The following is a 20774-nucleotide window of genomic DNA, read 5'->3' on the forward strand; positions in this document are numbered from 1 at the left end:
CCTTCAACACTCTCTTCGACGCATCTCATCCTTTCTTTAGAAAAAAGTGTTTAATCTTTAGACAGGGAAGTTCTTGCCGCACGTCTGTAATAACAAACACTTAAGCATGCTTTTCAATGAATCGATAATGCTAGAGAGAAGAAAGTGAATAAAAAAAATACAAAATATATTAAATATTTAAGAAATTCTCCGCTAAAATACGATGTATGAGTAATTATATACAAAGTACACTTGCACATTTTCCGGATTTCTTTGAAGACACTATTAGCTTAATAGAAAAGGAGTTTAAATACCCTTCTCATCACAGCTTTCTGACGGACTTTTATCCTTTAATGACTCCACTAAATCATCAAAACTGCCACATCCTTATTGATAAGGATAAAGTGATTGGACATATTGCTGTTACAGAGAGAAATCTCACTTATAAAGGTATTAAAACTAAAGTGGCGCTTATTGGAGCAATTGCTTTAAATGAAAAGTATCAGCAACAAGGAAACTTTACTCCATTCTTTAATAATATAATTGAAAAGTACTCAAAAAATAATTCTCTTCTCCTTTTGTGGTCAGACCTAAAGCCTCTTTATAATAGATTCAAGTTCTATGAAGCTGGTGGAGTAATACAGACTGGAAAAAAGAAACTACTCAGTGAAAACCTACCTAATGGCTGGATAAAAACAAACTTTAAATCATTAACACCTATAGAGTTCGCTGAAATAAAGAGCATTTATCAAAACCAAGACCTTCTAACTCTTGAAAGATCTGAGAGTGATTGGGATCAGATAAAAGAAGTTACATCATGTTCTTTATTTATTAATAAGAAAGATAATAAGATTTCATCCTACTTTATAAAAGATAAAGGAAATGATCTAAGTAATATCATTCATGAATTTGCTTCAATAGATAATGACATTATACCAATGTCTAAAGACTTCACTGATTACATGCTTTGGCTTCCAGAAAAGTATAATAGCACCTTTAATAAAAAAGATATTTTCTTTGGTGCTTTCTTTAAAGTTGCTGATATCAAGAAGCTATCTCTATTCTTATCTAAAATTACAAATAACCAATTATCAATACTAAGAAAAAAAGACAGTATGATACAGGTTAAATATAAAAGTGCAGAGTTTGATTTTTCAGAAGAGGATTTTCTAACTGGAATTTTTGGACCGAATCCAATAAGTGAATTCTCAGAAATAATGCCTGCTATATATATAGCAGGCCTAGATTCGATTTAACTATAATTTTCGGGCTAAACTATATCCTTTCAAAAGTAATCCAAAAGCAATTGCCCAGAGAATATATGTCACTGTTGGAATGTCTGCGAAATGATCCACAATACGATTTCCGATTAGAAATATTCCTGAACCAATAAAGACTGATGCAAGTAAAGAGTGACTCAAGAAGAGAATCGCAGTTGTAACCTGGTCAAATTGTTTCTCATGTCCAGTATGTATAACCTCAAAAGCATAACCCTTCTTAGAGAAATCTTTTAAAAACCATTTTATGTGCCTTGGAATGACCTTAGAACTTGAGAGAAAATCTCGGCCTAGCCAAATAGCCTCCTCAACAAGGTCTTCTTTTTTAAAGCTATTTTTTACTATAGCGTAAATATCGTTTTCCATTAGAGAAAAAAGGTCGATATCCATACCAAGGTTCTTCCCAACACCATCTAAAGTAATAAGAGCTCTAAATACTATAAACCACTCTCTCGGAAGGAAAATCTCATGCTTTCTTAGAGTCGTTATAACTTCTCTAAGAACAATAGTGAAATTAGTTTGCTGAACTGTCAGCCCTACAAAAGGAGAAAGAGCATCTCTAACATCAGAAATTAAAACATCTACGTCTGGAACAGACTCATATTCTGCGACATCTAAAAATTCATAAACTAAATTTTCGTAGTTGAATGATAGGAGTGCATAAATAATTGCGATAAAGTTTTCTCGCCCCTTCTTACTTAAATGACCCATCAGTCCAAAGTCTATTAAACCAATTTGACCATTCTTAAGATAAAAGAAGTTTCCACCATGAAGATCTGCATGAAAAAAACCATCCACTAAGAAAGTCTTGATAAATGTTTTTAGACCTTTCTGTAGTAGTGGAGTTATTTCTTGAACATCATCTTTAATATTCTCTGATTCACTAAAAGGAGTACCATCAAGAAGTTCCATAACGAGAACTTTTTCAGAGCTATATTCTTTATACACCTTAGGTATATAAAACAACTCTTCTTTATCATGAACTTTTAAATTCTTTTTTAACTTTTCACTATTGAGAGCTTCAATATTGAAGTTCAGCTCATTTTGTAATGAAATTGAAAAGTCTTTAACTATTCTAGATATTCCCAAAAAACGAATTTCGTCACTAACTTTTTCAACCTGAGCTGATACAAGACTCATTATAGAAAAGTCTGTAATCATCACTTTTCTTATATTTGGTCTCTGGACCTTTAAGACAACTTTAGATCCATCTTTTAGTTTTCCCTTATATACAACTCCTATTGATGCAGTCCCTATAGGGCAAGGATCAATTTCAGAAAAGACATTTTTCCAAGGCTCACCCAAGCTTTCATTAATAATCTTAACTGATTCATCAAACGGAACTGGTTTGACCTGATCTCTTAAGAGTTTCATTTGAGCGATAAAGGATTCATCAAAAATATCTTCTCGAGAAGAGAGTAATTGTCCAAATTTTATAAACGCAGGACCCAGCTCTTCAAAACATTTCCTCAATCTAAAGCCGAGCAGCTCACCCCAGTCCTTATGCCCCTCTTCCTCTAACTCTGCCTTTATACCTTTTTTACTCTTAGGTAGTACAAAGTTTGGAATCAATTGAGTGATTGACCCTGATATAAACTCATCAAAACCGTGTCTAGCAAAGATGATTACAATTTCCCTTAACCGGGAAACATTTCGAATTGTTTTGGTAATTCCGATACCTGTTTTTATTAAATCCATATACTTATCTTAACTCATTACACACTACACAAATAACGGGCAAAAGCATCCCACCGATGTCTATTTTAAAACAGGGTAATTTAAGTTAATATTTAACAAACTAATTAGGAGTAACTGATTAAAATCGTCAAAGTAATAACTATATTTATATTTTCTGCAGTCAGTGTACTTGCCCAAGACACATGCTCAAGAACAGCTATTATAAATCAACAAGAGGTCCTAATAGATTCAAATGCTACTCAGAAAGGTGAAGGGCTTAGGCATTACCTTGAAAAAGATAAGGTGGCCTCAGATTTTCTTGAAAAGTATCAAGATGGTACTAAAGTTCAATGGCATAATGCTGCTCTTGGAACGTTAGGTACTACGATGATTATTTCGAGCTTTTTTGTAAATTCAACAGGTGGAAATAAGAAAACTTTACTAATTGGAGGAATCACCTCTATTGTAATTAACTTTTTAATGGCAAGAACTCAAGAATCCTCTAATGAAAAAAACCTCGATAGAGCGATTTTAGAGTATAATAAAAGAAATCTACCACAAATTGAATATAATCAGTCAGGGCTAGGCAATACTCAAAGTAAGAGCTATAAGACAGTCTATTTAGAAAAGAAGTGGAGCTTTTAGTGCCTACAGAAAACAAAATCAACTGTCATTCATGTAGCAAGACATTAGATCTTGAGCAAAATAGCAAGATTTTAAGAAGTGAAGAGTGCCCATATTGCTATGCAAGTATACATTGCTGTAAAATGTGTGGGTTCTATGACCAAACAGCATATAACGAATGTCGCGAGACAAATGCAGACCGCATTGTTGAAAAAGACAAAGCTAATTTCTGTGACTACTTCATCCTAAAGGGTGATAACACAGTAACAAACAAACAGGATGATCTGCTAAGTGCGGCAAATTCATTATTTAAAGATTAAGGGTAAATTATGAGTAACGATACACCAATTACAAAAGAAGGGTTCGATAAAGTTCAAGCAGAGCTAGATCATTTAATAAAGGTAGAAAGAGAAGAACTAAAAGTTGTTATTTCTGAAGCTAGAGACCTTGGAGATTTAAAAGAAAATGCAGAGTATCACTCAGCAAAAGAAAAGCAATCTGTTGTTGAAGGAAGAATTATGCAACTTCAAGGTGTTATTGCTAGCGCCCAAGTCATTGATCCTAAAACACTATCTACTGATAAAATTGTTTTTGGTGCAACTGTTACGCTTTTAGATACTGATAAAGATGAAACTCTTGTTTTTAAAATTGTTGGTGAAATTGAATCAAATATGAAAGAAGGTAAAATCTCTTATAAGTCTCCTCTTGGAAAGTCTGTAATTGGGAAAGAAGAAGGCGATACAGTTACAGTAAGAGCTCCTAAGGGTGATATAGAGTATGAAGTCGAGTCCTTCGAATATATCTAATCTCACTTGGGATTCAAAACTAGAGGACCTTTCACAAAAAGGTCCTTCAAAAAGTATCCAATCTCTTATTGATTCCGGCCATTCAACTTTACAATCACTACTCTGGATCATTCCCCTACGCATACACCCTACTCCTGTTATTAAGAAATTCGAAAGTGCTTACGAGGAATGCTTATTTACAGGTATTGGAAAAGTTATATCTGTAAGATCCCTTCCTAGCTTTAAAGGTAGAGGAAGAAATCAAGCGCAGCTCTTAAATATCACAGTAGTTATTCAGGATCATTTATCTAAGAAGACTATGGAACTAAAATGGTTCAATGCGTATCCATCTATTGCTCAAAAGATACAGCTTCTTAATTATGTTAAGTTCACTGGAAAAGTACAAATATATGGCGAAAGTAAACAGATTATAAATCCAGATTTTGAAAGTACTCTCGAGGAAACTCTCCCCAACTCAGAAGAGAGAGATCATCTACTTCCTCATTTGAAAATTCAATATCCGACTGTGAACGGGGTGAACTCAACAAACATAAAAAAAATTATTGATAAAATTCCACATAGTTTATGGAACAATATTCAGGAAGTACTTCCAAAAAGTATTTTAAACAAGCGTAAATTAATGATCTTAAAAGATTCACTTCTTTACATACACGGAAAGACAGATCTATTAGAGAAATGGGATATTAGTCTATTCGAAGAAGCAAGAACAAGATTAATCTATGAAGAATTCCTAGAAGAGCAATTTAAAATTCATTTAAGAAGAGTTGAAAACTTTCGACCAAAAGGAATAAGAATTTCTTGTAGTGAAGACTCTTTAAAAAAGTCTTCATCAATTTACCCATATGATCTTACTTTAGATCAAAAAAAAGCAATAAAAGAAGTATGTACAGATATGGAGTCAGGACTTCCAATGATGAGACTACTACAAGGAGATGTTGGTTGCGGAAAAACTTCTGTTGCAATAACCTCCGGTCTTATTGTCATTGAACATGGCCACCAAGCCGTTTTGATGTGCCCGACAGAAACACTTGCGAATCAACATTATTTAGAAATAGAAGAGTACTGCTCTAATTTAAATATAGAAGTTCAACTACTTGTAGGGTCTTTATCTCAAAAGAAAAAAAATAACGTAATTGAAAAGTGTAAAAATGGAGAGGCACAATTCATAATAGGAACTCATGCATTAATACAAGATTCCGTAGAGTTCAAGTCCTTAGCGTTATCTATAATTGATGAACAACACAAGTTCGGAGTAGAACAACGATTAAAGCTTATAAGAAAAGGAGTTGGGTCACATTGTTTAATCATGTCAGCAACTCCTATTCCTCGAAGTTTAAGTATGACTCAATATGGTGATCTGAATATCTCAACAATTAGTACCCTGCCAAATGGACGAAAAGGGCATAAGACAAAAATTGTACAGCCTGAAAACTTTGGAAATTTTTTAAATTTTGTAAACACTCGTGTTCAAATGGGAGAACAAGTTTATATAGTTGTCCCGGCCATAACTGAAAACCCTAAACAAGATATGCTCAATTTAGAGGATGTTCTAAAAAGGTTTAAGGATTTTTTTCCCAAACTCGAGATTCAAGGACTACATGGTCAACTTAAGTCGCAAGATAAAGACAATACAATCACCTCATTTAAGAATAAGGAAATTGATATTCTGATTGCAACCAGTGTAATTGAAGTTGGTATAAACATAATAAATGCAACAATCATGGCCATAATGAACCCAGAAAGGTTTGGACTTAGCTCACTCCATCAACTAAGAGGAAGAGTTGGAAGAGGTCATAAACCAGGCTTTTGTTTTTTAGTTATAGACAATAAATTATCCTCTGAGAGTATGACGCGATTAAGAGTTATAGAAAACTATACAGATGGATTTAAGATTGCCGAAGAAGATTTAAAAATACGTGGTGCCGGAGATATTTTTGGGAAAGATCAGTCTGGAAGTAACAATATTAAAAAAATTGCAAATATTATCACTGACTTTCACTTATTAGAACAAGCTAGAGAAGATGCTCTAGAAATACTCAATCAAAATAGTCCTAATGTACAAGAAAGACTTAAACGATTGGCAAAAGATGCTAAAGTTTTTTCTACTGTTTAGCTTCATGTTTATTTGATAAAATAGTATCTATGATAGATATTGAAGTTATTAACTCCCCTAATCCCTATTTACTTGGTCATCATAGAAACTATGGAAATATCGTTCTACTAGGTAAGTCAAACAGGAACAATATTACAGAAAGCTCATGTGAGAACTTTAAAGTTACTGTTGAGCGTGACAAATTATATATTGAAAATGTAAAGCCAGGTATCTTTTATATTGTTAATGGGAAGAAAATTTCTGGAAAAAAAACTATTCAGGTTGGGGATGAACTTACATACAGAAACTTTAAATTTAAAGTTTCTCACTTCGAATATAGTCATATAGATCCAATCACGGACACTGAGCATCTTTACAAAAAAAGAATTCAAGAGACACCAGAGCTTGAAGAAATACTATCGTTAATTGAACAAGAGTTTATACATCTAGAGAAGATAAAATATAATGAAAAATGAATATCCTGACTTTTACTATTCAAATGATGGAACGAGAGTGTTCTATTTAACGAATTTTAAAAAAGAAGAATTAAAGCACGATGAAATTGTAATCGTTTTTAACTATGGACTTGTCTGCAATAGACAACACTTCACTCCTCAAGAAGAGTATTTTGATAATCTTGGTTACAAGATTTTAGTTCATGACTACAGAGCACACTATAGTTCATCAGGGCAAGATAAGATTGAGTTATGTACATTTGAAAATATCACTGCAGACTTAAAAGGAATATTAGATACACTCGAAATAACAAAGCCTATTATGATTGGGCACAGCATGGGTGTAAATGTCACTTTAGAGTTTTGTAAGAACTATCCAAATAGCATATATAAATCTATTTTAATCTCTGGTTCAGTTCTCCCTCCACAGGATATAATGTTTGATTCAAATATTGTGGATATAGCATCTCCTTTTATTCAAAAATTTGCTAACAATAGTCCAAATATTTTTGAATTCATTTGGAAAAATTCTTATAAAAATCCTATTGCCAGAAAAGCCGTATTAGACGGAGGGTTTAATACCAAGAAAGTTGAAGATTCATTTGTCCAAATATATATGAAAAAAATTAGTGAGCTACCAAAAGATATATTCTTTCATCTTTTAGAAGAGATGAAAAACCATGACATTATTACATCACTTGAAAATATCTTCACTCCAACTCTCGTAATTGGAGGAGACTCAGACAAGGTTATTCCAAACTATCTACAAAGAATTCTTCAAGAATATCTTCCTAATTCCAAATTATATATCTTGAAAGATGGGAGTCACGTTCCACAAATTGATTTCCCAGAGCTAACGAACTCTAGGATCGAAACATTTATTAAAAGGGGTTAAACCTCTAGGTTCTTATACTTTATTAGGTTACCGAAGACTCTCTTCATTGCTGACCGAGTCTGGGCCTTCTTATACTCAGCATGAGAAGCCTCTCCTTCAGTATTTTCTTTATGAGACTTCAAGTCAGCTATCTGAACTTCAAATGGATAAAAGAATCTAACATCACGAGCAATCATAGATAAGTCTAAGTTCATTATACTTTTTGATAATTCACTTTCACCATCGGCCTTAGCAGCTTTTCTTACAGCACTAAATTCTTTAAAGAATGGATTTTTATATTTGATAAGCTGTCTACAAGTAAATTGTATGGCCTTATACTTTTTAGATGTATGCTTATTTCTATCGTCTTTAATAGATGACTCACTCTCTGCAATCTCTCTTTCAATAGCATTTACAAATCTATCTTCAGCAAGGTCATTACGTAGGCTCATCTTAATAATATTTTGATACTTTTCTTTAAGGTCTTGTAAGTTTACAAGTGTATTGATTGACCTACTCGGCTTGATATTATGAGGAATTATAATGTTCTCTCTAACTAAGAAGTTTACAACTCTTAGTGCATCAAATTTTGTTTCAGTTATAAATCGAACACCTACTCTATCAAAAAGCTCTTCCGCAACATTTTCAACTTTATGTAAAAGTTTAATGATAACACTCTCTCTCGCTTTTTTAGACTTAGTCTCAAAATCTACGAGCTTAATCTTTTCGCTTCCACATGAAAGGTAGAGATTATCAGCATCACGTGTAATGTATTTATAAAATTTATCAAATATTTGAGTTTGAATTACTGAGAAGTACGTAGATCTTAAGTCTTTATCAACATGAAGAATTGTGTGCATCACCTTTAAAATGATTTCTGCCCAGAGTTCTTCTTCCTTATCAATTCCTTCTTTCTGTCCAGTTGCCATTAACAGAAGCTCACCAACATCAGTGATCATATAAAGGGAGTTAGGAATCTTTAAATCCAATCCCTCATTATTCCCCTCTTTAAGAAAGTATCTTCTTACAAATTGCATTGCCTCCTGGAAGTTTCCAAAAAGCTCAGCCTTACTAATAGGGTCATTAGGATCTAATCCATAACCCTTAAGAAATTGATTAACCTGCTCTGTCCCCATTAAAGGAGCTACAAAAAACTTAGAATCTAAGGCAGATCTTCCACCTACAACGACATCTAAAGTTTCCCAATCGAACATATAATTTGATAAATAATCTGGTCTTACCATTTAATCTATTTCCTTAAAGAATAAAATAAAATACCATAACCCCATGTCAGAACAAAACAAACCAAGCCTAAAAAATATAGATATCATATTCCTTTCAGTTTTCGGTTCGGGATTTTTCCCATGGGCCCCAGGAACATTTGGAACCCTAGTTACAATGCCCTTTCTTTACGGACTTGGAACTCTTGGAGCTCCTTTCTTTATGTATATCCCTTTTTTAGCAATTGCCACTACGGGGGCATGCTTTGTAGCAGACTATACCCAAAGAAACCTCAAGCTACATGATCCATCATGGATTGTAATTGACGAATCTTTAGGCGTTGCAACAACATGGTTGTTCCTTCAGGAACACTCTATTCTACACTATACAATAATTTTTGTACTATTTCGATTCTTTGATATTGTGAAGTTTTGGCCGGCAAGTTATTTCGACAAAGAAGTTAATCACGGCTGTGGAACTATTCTAGACGATATAATCAGCGGAATCTTTGCAGGAATGGTTTATTTAGCCATTAATGCGCTCGGCATCATTTAAACTTACGCAACTTACGCATTTTCTTCTTGACTTACGCAGCACTTACGCAAATACTAGATATATAAACCAAGTGATTAGTTTATTCAGAAATTGAGTTTAGCGCTATTTAAAATCATTAATTACAAGCACTTGAATTTCAATGAAGTAGACTTTTTTGCACAAGTTTGATCGTGCTTAACGGCATTTAAAGTGATAGCGTAACGTGATCACACATTAAAAATAATCAATGTAGGAGTAAGACAAAATGGCTTCAAAAACAACAAACTCACCATCAACTGATGCAAATAAAACAAAAGCACTAGACCTAGCTTTAGCAACTATTGAAAAGCAATTCGGAAAAGGTGCGATCATGAAACTAGATTCTGAAAAGAAACTAGAGAAAGTTCCTTCAATCTCTACGGGTTGTCTTGGTCTTGACCTTGCTTTAGGTGTAGGTGGTATTCCTCAAGGAAGAATCATTGAAGTTTATGGTCCTGAGTCTTCAGGTAAAACAACTCTTACTCTTCATGCTGCAGCTGAATGCCAAAAAGCAGGTGGTACAGTAGCATTTATAGATGCAGAACATGCATTAGACACTTATTATGCAGAAAAGCTTGGAGTCGACGTTCCAAACACACTTATATCTCAACCGGATTCTGGAGAACAAGCATTAGAAATTGCTGATATGTTAGTTCGCTCAGCTGCAGTTGACCTTCTTATCGTCGACTCTGTAGCTGCACTTACTCCGAGAGCTGAGCTTGAAGGAGATATGGGTGATTCACATATGGGTCTACAAGCAAGACTAATGTCTCAGGCATTAAGAAAGCTTACAGGATCAATTTCAAGATCAAACACAACTGTAATCTTCATTAACCAATTAAGAATGAAAATAGGTGTAATGTTTGGTAACCCTGAAACTACAACAGGTGGTAACGCACTTAAGTTTTATGCATCTGTTAGAGTTGATATCAGAAGAATTGGTGCTATTAAAAATGGTGATCAAGTCGTAGGAAATAGAACAAGAGTTAAAATTGTTAAAAATAAAGTAGCTCCTCCATTCAAACAAGTTGAATTTGATATTATGTACGGAGAAGGTATATCAAAAACTGGTGATGTATTAGACCTTGCAGTAGAGCATGGTGTAGTTGAAAAAGCTGGTGCATGGTTCTCATATAACAATGCAAAAATTGGCCAAGGTAGAGAGAACTCTAAAAACTTCTTAAGTGAAAACAATGACATCTTCGAAGAAATTAAGAATAAGGTTCTAGCAAAGAACGGATTAATTACTCTTGAAGAAGAAGCTGTTAATAAAGAAACAGGAGAGATTCTTGAAGAAGAAGTTGCTCCTGTAGAAAAGAAAACTAAAGCAAAAAAATCAAAGAAAACAATTCAATAAATTCTATCAAACAACCAGGGCCCAAATGAATATTTGGCCCTTGGTTTTTATTCTATGAAAAACCTTACCGAATCTACAAGCAAGTCAGCTTATTTATATATCATTAAACTTTTAACCAAAAAGGATTACTCTGAACATAAGCTAAGGGTAAAGCTAGGGTCTAAAGGTTATGAAGAAGCCGATATAGACTTGGCGATTGAAGAAGTAATTAGTAAAGGCTTTTTAAGAGAAAAAGAATATGCCACTGCAAGGGCAAAAGTATTAATGAAAAAGGGTTATCACCCACAATACATAGAAGCAAAGCTAGCAGAAGAACAATTATCTGTAACGAGCTCTACTATTAATGAAATATTTGAAGAATACAATATGACGACAGATAGTCAATTATCTGAACTGTTAGAGAAAAAATTAAGAATACAAGTCCCCTCTCAACTTATAAATGCCCAAGACAAAATAAAACAAAAGCTAATACGCTACTGCTTAACTAAAGGTCACGAATTAGAAGATATAACTAATACGCTTGAGGGCTTATTAGAGAAATCCAATAGCTAAACAAAGTTCACACTCAAAATTATTTATGCTAAATTTTAATTGAACAAAGGATTTTTATGAATTTAGCTAAATTATTGATCATTATCTCTTCATTACTTTTATTTTCTTGTAAAAAAGAAGGTGATCCAAATACTTTAAATGTATCCATATCAGGTGAGATATCAACATTAGATCCTGCCAACAGCTACGATACAATATCTGCCTCAATAGTTTATCAAGGTTATGAACAACTATTCGAATATCACTACTTAAAAAGACCATACACTTTACAGCCTCTACTTGCAGAGTCTCTTCCACTCATTGAAGATGGTGGAAAGAAATACACTATAAAAATAAGGAAAGGTGTTCAATACCATGATGACCCTTCTTTTAATGGGAAAGCTAGATTTGTAAAGTCCCAAGACTTTATAAATCAAATTAAAAGACTCGCCTACCTACCTACAAATAGTAACGGTTGGTGGCTATTTGATCAAAAAATTAAAGGCTTAAATAAATTCAGAGAAACTGTAGGAAGAGACTTTAGTAAATTCAAAACAACAAGCATCACTGGTTTATCAGCTCCCGATGATCATACATTAGTTATAGAGCTAAATGAGCCTTATCCACAGATGCTCTATACTCTTGCTATGAGTTTCACATCCCCTATGCCTATAGAGGCAATAGAGATGTACCAGAATAACCTTAATGATAAAATCATAGGAACAGGTCCTTACAAGCTAGACTCATGGGTATCCTCTACAAAACTAAGACTTATAAAGAATGAGAACTACAGAAAGGCTTTTTATCCAGGACAAGGGGATAGAATTGCAAATAGTAGACAGCTTCTTAAAGACTCAGGAAAGGTAATCCCTTTTATAGATAAGGTTGAGTACAACGTATATAAAGAAGCACAAACAAGATGGCTTAACTTTAAAGCAAAGAAGATAGACTTTCTAATTATACCTAAAGACAACTACAGCTCAGCAGTAGACCCAAATGGAAATCTAACGAAAGAGCTTAAAAGTGAACGTATAAAGCTTCAGATATTTCCAACTTTAACATACTGGTGGTTATCATTTAATATGCAAGACCCTCTTCTTGGTAAGAATCTAAATCTAAGAAAAGCAATTGCACATGCTATAGACGTAGAAAGATATATTAAAGTTTTTACAAACAATATTGGACAAAAATCGAACTCAATTTATCCTCCAGGAATACCAGGATATGATCCTTCTGCTCAGCTACCATATGAATATAATATGAATAAAGCTAAAGAGTACTTAAAGAAAGCAGGCTTTCCAGAAGGTAAAGGACTTCCTACACTAACTTATGATGTTAGAGGAGTTAGTGCTACTAACAGACAACAGGCCGACTTTGTGAAATCTGAACTTGGAAAGATTGGTATAAACGTTGAAGTTGCTCTAAACAACTTCCCTGCATTTCTAGAAAAAGCGAGACATGGAAAATTACAATTCTGGCAAGATGGTTGGGCCCTAGACTATCCTGACTCAGAAAATGTCTTACAACTATTGATATCTAAAAACCATGCCCCTGGCCCAAACTCTACCTTCTACTCAAACAAAGACTTTGATGCTTTATTTGATAAAATGAAAGTACTTCCAAATGGTCCTGAAAAAATTGAAGTAATGAAGAAAATGGAAAAAATTATAAATAATGATCTACCTTGGGTAATGCAATACTACTCAAGAAATTACATCCTTTATCATGAAAGACTGAATAACTACCGTCACTCTGATCTGATTTACAATAATTTTAAATACCTCAGGTTGAATCAAAAGTAAGGGGCTAAGTAGCCCCTTTCCTATTCTAGATAGGTAAAATACTCCACAATTCTCTCAAGAACTCGCCTAAATTAATTGATCATTTTAGTTTAAAGAATATTCTTACGAATAGTAGTTATGACCAATTCATTTTGGTTAACCTGCTACTTAGGAATTGTAATGAAAAAGATAAACCTGCAAATTATCGCCATATTTATTTTTATGTTTACCGCGAGCATGGGTTTTGCTCGTGACTTTATAATATTTAGTATTGTTCAAGATTTACCTATGGGTTATCAGAATGAAACTATCAACAAGAATTTCTATGTAAATATTGGTAGTGAGCAAGGAGTGGACTCTGGAACAACACTAGACGTTTATAGAACTATATCTAGATTAGATCCATACGAAACAAAACAGAGATATCAATACAAAGTGAAAATTGGAGAACTAGAAGTTCTTCATACAGAGAAAGATACAGCGATTGCAGCTTTAAAAGATATCAATATTGGAAAAGATGCAAAAGTATATGACATTGGAAGCTTTATGATTGGCGATAAGGTGAATGTTAAAGTTAAATAGTCTTGTTATTTATAGAGTGTAGAATTGCTCTACGCTCTTTTACAACTCCAATCATCTTATTCATAGCATTCATAGACTTTTCCAACTTCTCAATAACTGAAGGGTCTACGCATTCATCTCCAGAAGATTGAAGACCTCTTAAAGCAATTGCTCCCATCCCCTGCGCCACTACAATATGATTGCTAAGCTCATGAAGAAACTTTCTCTCACTTAATGCTAACTCTTCGATCGTTGTATCCATATAGACTCCCGATTAAATAATAACATAACATTTATTGTGTTAAAGATATTTTTTTAACTCTTTTGAATAAAGCAGCTTCGCGTTCAAACAAGATAACTCTACATTACAAATGGACAAGTTTAATATGTACTGCTCACCAAGTCTAAAGCCTACATCTGAATAAACATTTATTTTATTTATCCTTTGTCCGTCAAAAGTACCAGAGAACCTAAATTCATAACCTATAATATTTTTTTCACCTATACTTTTTTCACAAATAGATACCACAATAATGTTGTTCAAACTTTCTCCCATTTCCTTTTCTTCAAGAGATATATTAAAATTAAGTGTGTAAAATCATTTAATAAGTTATTGAATCTTATCAGTAATACTTCTAGGAAAACTAAATCATGACGATTAAAGAAAATATTCCATCCCTTCTTTTAGAAAAGTATAAAACCAACTCTCAATCTAATTCGATTGGATGGGTTAAAGATGGAAAGGTAAACACTCTCACTACTCATGAGTACTATGAGAATATTTCAAAAATAACAACTGCATTAGAAGATATTGGAGTTAGGGCCAATGACAAAGTTTCTATACTTGCTGACACTTCCTACATTTGGAATCTATATGACCTATCATGCCTTTGCTTGAACTCAACAGTAGTACCGATATATCCAACTTATACTGATGATGAAGTTAGCTATATCATCAATCACTCAGAATCTTCTCTACTCGTTTTAGATAGTGAAAAACAACTTACAAAAATATGTGAAATTATAGATGAAATAAAAAGTGTAAAGTCGATTGTTATCCTTGGGGATATAAAAAACCAAGAACTAATACAGGCCTGTAGTAAACATTTTCAAATCTATACTCATAAGGAACTGCTTGAAAAAGGTAAGTTAATAGTTTTAGATAAACCTAATAGATTAGAAGAGCTGATAGATAGTGTTCAAGATAACTCATTAGCTTCTATTGTTTACACATCAGGAACAACAGGACAGCCTAAGGGAGCTATGATTAGACATAACGCCTTTTGGTCTATGCTTAAAAATGTAAAGTCTGCAATAGGCCATAATATAGGCGAAACAGACAGACTGCTAACTTTCTTACCTCTATCTCACGTACTAGGAAGATGTGATTCTATGCTTCACCTCTCTTTAGGCATTGAAAATATCTATGCAGAGAGTATAGATAAGTTAGTTGATAATATCTCACTTGCTCAACCAACCGTGATGATTTCAGTTCCAAGAATTTTTGAAAAGATTTACGCTAAAACTCAAGAGACAATAGAAAAAGAAGGTCTAATAAAACAAAAGCTCTTCAAGTGGGCCGAGTCTATTTCTTCAGAGTACTTTAGTTACTTGGAAAAAGATCAATCTCCTCCAAGTACAGTTCTTATTGCAAGAAACCTTGCATACCAGCTTGTTTTTTCAAAAATATATAATCGCTTTGGTGGAAAGATTCGCTTTTTCGTTTCCGGAGGTGCTCCGCTTGGAGTTGATATTATAAAGTTTTTAAGAAATGCCAATCTAACAGTGCTTGAGGGCTATGGTCTAACAGAGACAATCGCTCCATGTTGCCTGAACCCTGTTGCAAAACAAATCCCAGGAACAGTTGGGCTACCTCTAGGAGATACTCAATTTAAGTTTGATGATGATGGAGAGATTCTCGTAAAATCATCGGCCCTTTTTAGTGGCTACTACAAAAATGACGAAGAAACACAAAAGTCTATTAAAGATGGCTGGTTCAGAAGTGGAGATATCGGAAGACTAAATAGTAGCGGCTATCTACAAATAACCGATAGAAAGAAAGATATTATCATCACTTCTGGAGGGAAAAATGTCGCACCACAAAAAATAGAAAATCTTCTTAAGATCAAGAAGTACATCACCCACTTCATGGTAGTTGGAGACAAGAGAAAGTACCTCACAGGAGTAGTAGGGATAGAGAAAGAATCATTCCTTGAGATTCTTCCTGCACTAAACCTGAAATCAAATGTTACAATTGAAGAACTCTCAAAGAATCAAGGAGTTATCAACCTTATAAAAGAGCAGATTGAGGCCGTAAATACCGACCTCGCAAGCTTTGAGTCAATAAAGCACTTCTATATTGCACCAGTGGAATTTACGCCTGAAACTGGGCTGATAACTCCATCTCTCAAACTAAAAAAGAAAGTTGTCTTAAAAAGGTTTGATAAAGAGATTGATGCAATGTATAACTAGACGAGCTTTTGACATTGAGTTAAAATTATCATATTTAGAAATATTCATATATTTAATTAAACGGAGATACATATGGCCAGAATTACAATTGAAGATTGCTTGGAAAGAGTTGAAAACAGATACGAGCTTGTTCACCTGGCAGTAAAGAGAGTTAAGCAACTAAGAGAAGGTTCTGAGTCTTTAGTAAGAAGTAAGAACAAAGAAGTTGTAACTGCTCTTAGAGAAATTGCAGCAGGAAAAGTTAAACATGCTCCAGTTAGTGAGTATGACTCAGACGAATTCTAAAAAAATTAAAATTACTTATAAAAAAAGGGAGCTAATAGCTCCCTTTTTTTATCTCTTCTTTTTAAATGCTATTTTCAATACTTCATCAAAGTGTTCAACAGGATAAAACTTTAAACCTTTTCGATGTCTGTCAGGAACTTCTATAAGGTCCTTCTCACAATCCTTTGGTAAAATAATTTCTTTGATTCCTGCTCTTTTTGCACCTAGAACTTTCTCTTTAATTCCACCTACAGGTAATACTTTACCAGTAAGACTTAACTCACCTGTCATAGCAAGTTGAGGACGAATTTTTTGATTAGTAGCTAAACTATATAGAGCCAAGGCCATTGTTATACCAGCACTCGGTCCATCTTTAGGAGTGGCTCCAGCAGGTAAGTGTAAATGTACCTCATGATCAGATAAGTAATCTTCAGGGACTTCTTGATCGTCACTCTCTTTAGATTTCTTTTTCTTAGATGATTTTTTATTCATCTTCTCTTCTAGTTCTTGTTGAAGAAGCTTTTTTACATAACTATAAGCAAGGTTTGCAGACTCATGCATTACATCACCAAGCTGACCAGTTAACTTAAATCCACCCTTACCTACTAATGGTATAGTTTCAATAAATAAAATCTCACCACCAAATGATGTCCATGCAAGTCCAGTTACAACACCAGGCTTAACAGACTTTTGAGCAACATCACTCTGGTAACGAGCAGGTCCTACTAATTTCTCTAGGTCTGCAATTGCAGGAGAGAATTTCTTAGCTTTCTTTTTAGCTGAAACTTTTAACATTGCCGCTTTTCTACAAAGCTTTGCAACATATTGTTCCATAATTCTAACACCTGGCTCTCTGGCATAATCCGAGATTAATTTTTTAAGAACAGTTGTAGTTATAGAAAAGTCACTCTTGCTTAGACCATGCTTTTTTAGCTGTTTAGGAATTACCCACTTGTTAGCTATTGAAACCTTTTCTTCAATTGTATAACCACTAAGCTCTATAACTTCCATTCTGTCTAATAGAGGCTCAGGAATATCACCTAAGTAATTTGCAGTGGAGATAAATAACACCTTAGATAGATCAAAAGGTATATCTAAGTAGTTATCAATGAACGTTGTGTTTTGTTCTGGATCTAAAACCTCTAGTAGAGCTGAAGCTGGATCACCTTGAAACGACTGTCCAAGCTTATCTATTTCATCAAGCATAATTACAGGGTTATTAACCTCAACTCTTTTAAGGGCCTGAATAATTCGACCAGGCATAGCACCAACATAAGTTCTTCTATGACCTTTGATCTCTGCTTCATCTCTCATACCACCAAGACTGAAACGGTAGAACTTTCTTCCTAAGGCCTCTGCAACACTTTTACCTAGAGAAGTTTTACCTACTCCAGGAGGACCTGCAAGACAGAGAATTGTACCATCGTAACCAGGCTTTAATTTTCTAACAGCTAAGAATTCTAAAATTCTTTCTTTGGCCTTCTCTAAACCATAGTGATCTTTTTCAAGAATCTTTGCGGCCATGTCCATGTCGACTTTATCGTCTGTTGACTTATCCCATGGTAGGTCAATCATCCAATTAATATAAGTTCTTGCAACGTTATACTCTGGAGAAGACTCTGGAATAACTTCTAATCTATCTAGTTCTTCATTAATAGACTTTACTGTGTCTTCTGGAAGATTTGCTTCTTCAATCTGCTCTCTCATTCTTTTGAGATCACGAGACTTCTCATCCTCATCCATCCCAAGTTCAGATCTAATAACTTTTAATTGCTCACGTAGAAAATATTCTCTTTGGTACTTGTTAACTTTATCATTAACTTCATCAGAGATTTTCTTTTGAATATCTGCGACATCTTTTTCTCTTTTTAAATAGACCAAAAGTTTTGCAAACCTCTTTTTAACAACTAGTGTTTCTAAAAAGTCTTGAGCTTCTGGTATATCTAAAGAAATAGCAAATGCAACAAGATCAGCCAATGCTCCTGGAGAAGGAGGATTAAGCATTGCAAGCTTCATTTCTTCATTAAAATATGGATTAATTTCACTTAATTTTTTAACTTGGTTAATTACTGATCTTGTATAAGCATCAAGCTCTTCATCAGTCTCAAGTATATCTTCAAATACATCTATCTTAGTTAGAATAAGTGGAGCTTCTTGAGAGATTCCTGAAGCTCTATATCTCTTAATTCCGTGTACTAAAATATTAACTGATCCATCTGGTAACTTAAGTTTCTTTACAACCTTACAAAGTACACCAACTTTATAAATATCCTTAGATGATATCTCACGAGATTCTAGATCCAACTCTTCCTCTGGAACGAATACTCCCTTTTCATCTTTTAGATCCGACTTAACAAGGTTTAATGCTATATAACCAGTTTTTAAAAGTTGCTCATCTAGCTCAGGCGTAAACTTGTCTTCAGTTAGAATAATTGGTGCAATCATTCCTGGAAAAATAGGGCTATTCATTATCGGAATAATGACTACTGACTCTGGAAAAGCCACTTCTTCCATATCACTAGGTCTAATCTCGACCTGGTAATCATTTTCATGATCTGACATGATGTCTCCTTAATTATTTAATATCAAAGACTAATCTACCTGGAGAATTCAGGTAGAAAATATCTATATTTACATTTTTATTAAATGTAATTTCAATTGAAAGTGAATCTTTACTAATTGGAAAAAATTTAATCTCTTCTACAAATTTACTCTTTCCTAAAGAGTTCATATTAGACCCAAGATTAGTGTCAAAGAGATCGACATATAGCTTCTTCTCATTAGAAGATATATTTCCGTACACTCTAGGAATTTCCTTGGTATCAAAGTCAAATACGATCCTTTCATAGCCTCTTTTTTCAGAGTACGAATGTCTTACGACCTTAAGTCCAGACTTTCTTTTGGGACCACCATTGTGAAAAATGCCACTATCAAAGTAGACAGACTTCTTTGTAGATGAAATTCGACGAATTCTCTCTCCCATAAGATCTTGAGAGAAAGAGCTAAAAGTTAGCACTAAAAGTAATATTGAAAAAATCCATTTTCTCATAATGTAATTTCCTAATGAAATCAGTCATTAACACATTAATATTATGATACTTATACTACAGGAATCCAAGTCATTTTATTCAACAAACTTAGAAGAATTGAATTTATTCGCTAAAACAGTAAACATTATTAAAAATAACAACGACACAACAGGCCCATTACCCGGGGGATTTCCTCCAGTATAAGTAATAGATCCACATGCAAGACCAAGAGAATCATCTTTTTTTGAAGACTGTCTTAATACAGTAGCTCCTTCTCCTACTACATTTCCAGATACTTCGTATGTAGCACTAGCATCTAAGCAAGATTGATTATCTGTTCTCTCTCCATAATTTTTTTCACTGACTTCAAGATAAGTAGTTCCCACTTTTTCCACAAGCCTAGTAGTAATAAAGTAAAAGTGTCTTTCTTCGTTATAGTTGTAACGTCCTGATGAAAATATATCAGAGACAACCCCACTGCTATAAAGTTGGTCAATATTATGAGGTACAACTTTCAATGAATAAATATTTTTTGAACTATCTGCATATAAAGGAAGATTGAGTTTTACATCGAGGTTGTAATTACCATCGGAGTCTACAGGGATACTACTACTAAGATCGGGATAAACTGATGGAATAGAAAAATCATCATGATCAAGAGTCGTAACAACTCTTAAAGGAGAAAAGAATGGTTGAGTATGTATTTGTACTTCAAGATATAATTCTTTGCCTGGGAACTTTGAATAGAGATTATGAAGAGATAAATCTAAATTATACTCATCTTCTGATTCATCAAATACGATAACTCCAGAGTCTAATCGAGAATTGAAAAAACCAACACTTGAGCTACCTACATAGTAGTTATTAACATCAGAGCTAAAAAGAGAAATATCATAAGTACTTCCCTTGGCCCTATTATAGTCCCCAGGAACATCTAGGCCACAACGAATAGAAACTGTTCCAATATCAATATTCTTATCTGAAGAACTTACCTTTATACCATATGGATTCCCTCTATCACTTCCAAAGCATCGTTGAAAAAATGAACCTTTAAAGTCTTTATTAGAATCACAAAAATCTTTCTTTGCGACATCATAGTAACCAGGAAGAGAGCTCAAATTATTTAAAGGCTCCGTATAGATGAAATAGGTATCATCTAACGGAAGATTACTTATAGTAAAATCACCATTTGAATCAGAAA

21 protein-coding genes are annotated in these 20774 nt (G+C 33.8%); 14 read left to right on the forward strand and 7 right to left on the reverse strand.

Annotated features, from left to right (window positions below):
* The first annotated feature begins 206 nt into the window (after window positions 1–206).
* Window positions 207–1235 (forward strand): GNAT family N-acetyltransferase, encoded by a 1029-nt coding sequence (locus tag ABX784_RS04850; protein ID WP_372653291.1) that lies wholly within the window; start codon window positions 207–209, stop codon window positions 1233–1235.
* Here the strand turns inward: ABX784_RS04850 and ABX784_RS04855 are convergent, their stop codons facing one another.
* On the reverse strand, window positions 1236–2954 hold the full coding sequence (locus tag ABX784_RS04855) for an ABC1 kinase family protein (RefSeq protein ID WP_372653293.1): 1719 nt from the start codon (window positions 2952–2954) through the stop codon (window positions 1236–1238).
* 282 nt (window positions 2955–3236) lie between these two features.
* On the opposite strand from ABX784_RS04855, the gene ABX784_RS04860 reads away from it, so the two are divergent.
* The 6 genes from ABX784_RS04860 to ABX784_RS04885 are packed head-to-tail and all read left to right on the forward strand — an operon-like array spanning window position 3237 to window position 7805.
* Window positions 3237–3578 carry a hypothetical protein gene (locus ABX784_RS04860; protein WP_372653294.1) on the forward strand — a complete coding sequence of 114 codons (342 nt, stop codon included), beginning with the start codon at window positions 3237–3239 and terminating at the stop codon, window positions 3576–3578.
* On the forward strand, window positions 3578–3877 hold the full coding sequence (locus ABX784_RS04865) for a hypothetical protein (protein WP_372653297.1): 300 nt from the start codon (window positions 3578–3580) through the stop codon (window positions 3875–3877). The genes ABX784_RS04860 and ABX784_RS04865 overlap by 1 nt, the downstream gene beginning before the upstream one ends.
* 9 nt (window positions 3878–3886) lie before the next feature.
* Complete coding sequence (gene greA, locus ABX784_RS04870; protein WP_372653300.1) at window positions 3887–4363, forward strand: transcription elongation factor GreA; 477 nt, start codon at window positions 3887–3889, stop codon at window positions 4361–4363.
* Window positions 4335–6476, forward strand: a complete 2142-nt coding sequence (locus ABX784_RS04875; RefSeq protein WP_372653302.1) for an ATP-dependent DNA helicase RecG — start codon at window positions 4335–4337, stop codon at window positions 6474–6476. Before greA ends, ABX784_RS04875 begins: the two co-directional genes overlap by 29 nt.
* Before the next feature lie 29 nt (window positions 6477–6505).
* Window positions 6506–6931, forward strand: a complete 426-nt coding sequence (locus ABX784_RS04880; protein ID WP_372653304.1) for a hypothetical protein — start codon at window positions 6506–6508, stop codon at window positions 6929–6931.
* Window positions 6921–7805, forward strand: a complete 885-nt coding sequence (locus tag ABX784_RS04885) for an alpha/beta fold hydrolase (RefSeq protein ID WP_372653306.1) — start codon at window positions 6921–6923, stop codon at window positions 7803–7805. Before ABX784_RS04880 ends, ABX784_RS04885 begins: the two co-directional genes overlap by 11 nt.
* On the opposite strand, the gene ABX784_RS04890 is transcribed toward ABX784_RS04885, so the two are convergent.
* Entirely contained in the window at window positions 7802–9028 is a 1227-nt protein-coding gene (locus tag ABX784_RS04890; protein ID WP_372653308.1) for a TIGR04552 family protein, read from the reverse strand. The two genes, ABX784_RS04885 and ABX784_RS04890, sit on opposite strands and share 4 nt — an antisense overlap.
* A 43-nt stretch (window positions 9029–9071) precedes the next feature.
* Between ABX784_RS04890 and ABX784_RS04895 the strand changes: the two genes are divergently transcribed.
* The 5 genes from ABX784_RS04895 (at window position 9072) to ABX784_RS04915 (ending at window position 13829) form a co-directional block, all read left to right on the forward strand.
* Window positions 9072–9560 carry a phosphatidylglycerophosphatase A gene (locus ABX784_RS04895; RefSeq protein ID WP_372653310.1) on the forward strand — a complete coding sequence of 163 codons (489 nt, stop codon included), beginning with the start codon at window positions 9072–9074 and terminating at the stop codon, window positions 9558–9560.
* 244 nt (window positions 9561–9804) lie between these two features.
* Window positions 9805–10935: a recombinase RecA gene (gene recA / locus ABX784_RS04900; protein WP_372653313.1), complete on the forward strand. Its 1131-nt coding sequence runs from the start codon at window positions 9805–9807 to the stop codon at window positions 10933–10935.
* A 54-nt stretch (window positions 10936–10989) separates the two neighbouring features.
* On the forward strand, window positions 10990–11487 hold the full coding sequence (locus ABX784_RS04905; RefSeq protein WP_372653315.1) for a regulatory protein RecX: 498 nt from the start codon (window positions 10990–10992) through the stop codon (window positions 11485–11487).
* 56 nt (window positions 11488–11543) lie between these two features.
* Window positions 11544–13268 (forward strand): ABC transporter substrate-binding protein, encoded by a 1725-nt coding sequence (locus ABX784_RS04910; protein ID WP_372653317.1) that lies wholly within the window; start codon window positions 11544–11546, stop codon window positions 13266–13268.
* 159 nt (window positions 13269–13427) lie between these two features.
* A complete protein-coding gene (locus ABX784_RS04915) occupies window positions 13428–13829 on the forward strand; it encodes a hypothetical protein (protein ID WP_372653319.1) in 402 nt (133 codons plus the stop codon).
* On the opposite strand, the gene ABX784_RS04920 is transcribed toward ABX784_RS04915, so the two are convergent.
* A complete protein-coding gene (locus ABX784_RS04920) occupies window positions 13822–14070 on the reverse strand; it encodes a hypothetical protein (protein WP_372653321.1) in 249 nt (82 codons plus the stop codon). The genes ABX784_RS04915 and ABX784_RS04920 overlap by 8 nt on opposite strands.
* 39 nt (window positions 14071–14109) lie before the next feature.
* On the reverse strand, window positions 14110–14352 hold the full coding sequence (locus tag ABX784_RS04925; protein WP_372653323.1) for a hypothetical protein: 243 nt from the start codon (window positions 14350–14352) through the stop codon (window positions 14110–14112).
* A gap of 107 nt (window positions 14353–14459) precedes the next feature.
* Here ABX784_RS04925 and ABX784_RS04930 point away from each other — a divergent pair, with 107 nt between their 5' ends.
* On the forward strand, window positions 14460–16280 hold the full coding sequence (locus ABX784_RS04930; protein ID WP_372653326.1) for a long-chain fatty acid--CoA ligase: 1821 nt from the start codon (window positions 14460–14462) through the stop codon (window positions 16278–16280).
* Window positions 16281–16352: 72 nt separating this feature from the next.
* Window positions 16353–16565: a DNA-directed RNA polymerase subunit omega gene (rpoZ, locus tag ABX784_RS04935; RefSeq protein WP_014242874.1), complete on the forward strand. Its 213-nt coding sequence runs from the start codon at window positions 16353–16355 to the stop codon at window positions 16563–16565.
* Window positions 16566–16613: 48 nt separating this feature from the next.
* Here the strand turns inward: rpoZ and lon are convergent, their stop codons facing one another.
* The 3 genes from lon to ABX784_RS04950 form a co-directional block, all read right to left on the reverse strand.
* On the reverse strand, window positions 16614–19106 hold the full coding sequence (gene lon, locus ABX784_RS04940) for an endopeptidase La (RefSeq protein WP_372653329.1): 2493 nt from the start codon (window positions 19104–19106) through the stop codon (window positions 16614–16616).
* Window positions 19107–19119: 13 nt separating this feature from the next.
* Complete coding sequence (locus ABX784_RS04945; RefSeq protein WP_372653331.1) at window positions 19120–19593, reverse strand: hypothetical protein; 474 nt, start codon at window positions 19591–19593, stop codon at window positions 19120–19122.
* Between the two features lie 75 nt (window positions 19594–19668).
* Window positions 19669–20774: hypothetical protein (locus tag ABX784_RS04950; protein ID WP_372653332.1), on the reverse strand; the 1106-nt coding region annotated here is incomplete at its 5' end.

This window comes from Halobacteriovorax sp. (genome assembly GCF_041587335.1).
Taxonomy (GTDB): Bacteria; Bdellovibrionota; Bacteriovoracia; order Bacteriovoracales; family Bacteriovoracaceae; genus Halobacteriovorax.

Excerpts from the sequence above, each read along its gene's own strand:
- ABX784_RS04930 (WP_372653326.1), top strand. The coding sequence starts at position 14,460 with ATGACGATTAAAGAAAATATTCCATCCCTTCTTTTAGAAAAGTATAAA.
- rpoZ (WP_014242874.1), top strand. The coding sequence starts at position 16,353 with ATGGCCAGAATTACAATTGAAGATTGCTTGGAAAGAGTTGAAAACAGA.
- ABX784_RS04885 (WP_372653306.1), top strand. The coding sequence starts at position 6,921 with ATGAAAAATGAATATCCTGACTTTTACTATTCAAATGATGGAACGAGA.
- ABX784_RS04875 (WP_372653302.1), top strand. The coding sequence starts at position 4,335 with ATGAAGTCGAGTCCTTCGAATATATCTAATCTCACTTGGGATTCAAAA.
- ABX784_RS04850 (WP_372653291.1), top strand. The coding sequence starts at position 207 with ATGAGTAATTATATACAAAGTACACTTGCACATTTTCCGGATTTCTTT.
- ABX784_RS04920 (WP_372653321.1), bottom strand. The coding sequence starts at position 14,070 with ATGGATACAACGATCGAAGAGTTAGCATTAAGTGAGAGAAAGTTTCTT.
- ABX784_RS04915 (WP_372653319.1), top strand. The coding sequence starts at position 13,428 with ATGAAAAAGATAAACCTGCAAATTATCGCCATATTTATTTTTATGTTT.
- lon (WP_372653329.1), bottom strand. The coding sequence starts at position 19,106 with ATGTCAGATCATGAAAATGATTACCAGGTCGAGATTAGACCTAGTGAT.
- recA (WP_372653313.1), top strand. The coding sequence starts at position 9,805 with ATGGCTTCAAAAACAACAAACTCACCATCAACTGATGCAAATAAAACA.
- ABX784_RS04905 (WP_372653315.1), top strand. The coding sequence starts at position 10,990 with ATGAAAAACCTTACCGAATCTACAAGCAAGTCAGCTTATTTATATATC.
- ABX784_RS04945 (WP_372653331.1), bottom strand. The coding sequence starts at position 19,593 with ATGAGAAAATGGATTTTTTCAATATTACTTTTAGTGCTAACTTTTAGC.
- ABX784_RS04855 (WP_372653293.1), bottom strand. The coding sequence starts at position 2,954 with ATGGATTTAATAAAAACAGGTATCGGAATTACCAAAACAATTCGAAAT.
- ABX784_RS04895 (WP_372653310.1), top strand. The coding sequence starts at position 9,072 with ATGTCAGAACAAAACAAACCAAGCCTAAAAAATATAGATATCATATTC.
- ABX784_RS04880 (WP_372653304.1), top strand. The coding sequence starts at position 6,506 with ATGATAGATATTGAAGTTATTAACTCCCCTAATCCCTATTTACTTGGT.
- ABX784_RS04890 (WP_372653308.1), bottom strand. The coding sequence starts at position 9,028 with ATGGTAAGACCAGATTATTTATCAAATTATATGTTCGATTGGGAAACT.
- ABX784_RS04910 (WP_372653317.1), top strand. The coding sequence starts at position 11,544 with ATGAATTTAGCTAAATTATTGATCATTATCTCTTCATTACTTTTATTT.
- greA (WP_372653300.1), top strand. The coding sequence starts at position 3,887 with ATGAGTAACGATACACCAATTACAAAAGAAGGGTTCGATAAAGTTCAA.